At 75.3% G+C, this 1470-nt stretch carries 1 protein-coding gene; it reads right to left on the bottom strand.

What is annotated here, in order from left to right; all coding sequences use genetic code 11:
* Positions 1–1470 (bottom strand): DEAD/DEAH box helicase (locus tag E4P39_RS22020; protein WP_245160040.1); only part of this gene is annotated, 1470 nt, incomplete at both ends.

The following is a 1470-nucleotide window of genomic DNA, read 5'->3' as shown; positions in this document are numbered from 1 at the left end:
CGCGCGAGCCGCTCCGGGCGCCCGATTTCGCGGCCGACGAGTTCCCCGACCCGCCGTTGCCCGACCCGCCGCCGGACCGGCGGCGTCCGCCGCCCTGGCCCTGCGGCTGTGCGGCCGGCAGCGGAGCGGGCTCGACGTAGGGGGCCGCCGGGCCGGTCAGCGCGGTGATCTCCCGGGCGCCGGGCTTGATGGCGGAGACCTCGGGGTTGATGCCCGCCTGCCGGGTCAGCGTGCGGACCTCACCGGCCTGGTCGGGCGTGGCGATGGTGACGACGGCGCCCTCGGCCCCGGCCCGGGCGGTGCGCCCCGAGCGGTGCAGGTAGGCCTTGTGCTCGGCCGGCGGGTCGACGTGGATGACGATGGCGACGTCGTCCACGTGGATGCCACGGGCGGCGATGTCGGTCGCGCACAGCACCCGGGTCTCGCCGCTGCTGAACGCCTCGAGGTTGCGCTCGCGGGCGTTCTGGCTGAGGTTGCCGTGCAGGTCGACGGCGGGCACGCCGGCGGCGGTGAGCTGCTTGGCGAGCTTCTTCGCCTGGTGCTTGGTGCGGGTGAACAGGACCGTCCGGCCGAGGCCCGACGCCAGCTCCTGGACGATCCGCCCCTTGTCGGCGGCGTCGACCCGGAAGACGTGGTGGGTCATCGTCGAGACGGGCGCGACGGCCGGGTCGACCGAGTGCGTCGTCGGGTTGGTCAGGTACCGCTTGACCAGCACGTCGACGCCGTTGTCCAGGGTGGCGGAGAAGAGCATCCGCTGCCCGACCTTCGGGGTGCGGTCCATGATCCGCTTCACGCCCGGGAGGAAGCCGAGGTCGGCCATGTGGTCGGCCTCGTCGAGGATCGTCACCTCGACGGCGCCCAGGTCGCAGTGGCCCTGCTGGATCAGGTCCTCGAGCCGGCCCGGGCAGGCGATGACGACGTCCAGGCCCCCGGCGAGCGCCGAGACCTGCGGGTTCTGGCCGACGCCGCCGAAGATCGTGGTGGTCTTCATCCCGAGCGCGCGGGCCATCGGGTCGACGACGGCGGCGACCTGGTTGGCCAGCTCACGGGTCGGGACGAGGATCAGCGCGCGCGGTCGGCGCGGCTGGCGCTTCGTCGTGGACGTGGCGAGCCGGGCGACCAGCGGGATGCCGAAGGCGAGCGTCTTGCCGGAGCCGGTGCGGCCCCGGCCGAGCACGTCCCGGCCGGAGAGGCTGTCGGGCAGCGTGGCGACCTGGATCGGGAACGGCGAGGTGATGCCGCTCGCGGTGAGCACCTCGACCAGCGGCGCGGGCACGCCGAGAGCCTCGAAGGTGGTGTCGGTGGGCAGCACGGTGGCGTCGTTCCCGACGGGCAGGACGACGGCGGGGACGGCGTCCCGCGCCGGTGCCTGGACCTGGGCCCGGGCCTGAGGTGCAGCGCCGTGGTTCTGCTGCTCGCCGGCCGGGCGGGCGCCCCGGCCGCGGCCGCCGCGGCGGCCGCGGCTGCGGC

The organism is Blastococcus sp. CT_GayMR19, assembly GCF_004570385.1.
Classification (GTDB): domain Bacteria; phylum Actinomycetota; class Actinomycetes; order Mycobacteriales; family Geodermatophilaceae; genus Blastococcus_B.
This window is presented reverse-complemented; position numbering and strand designations above follow the sequence as displayed.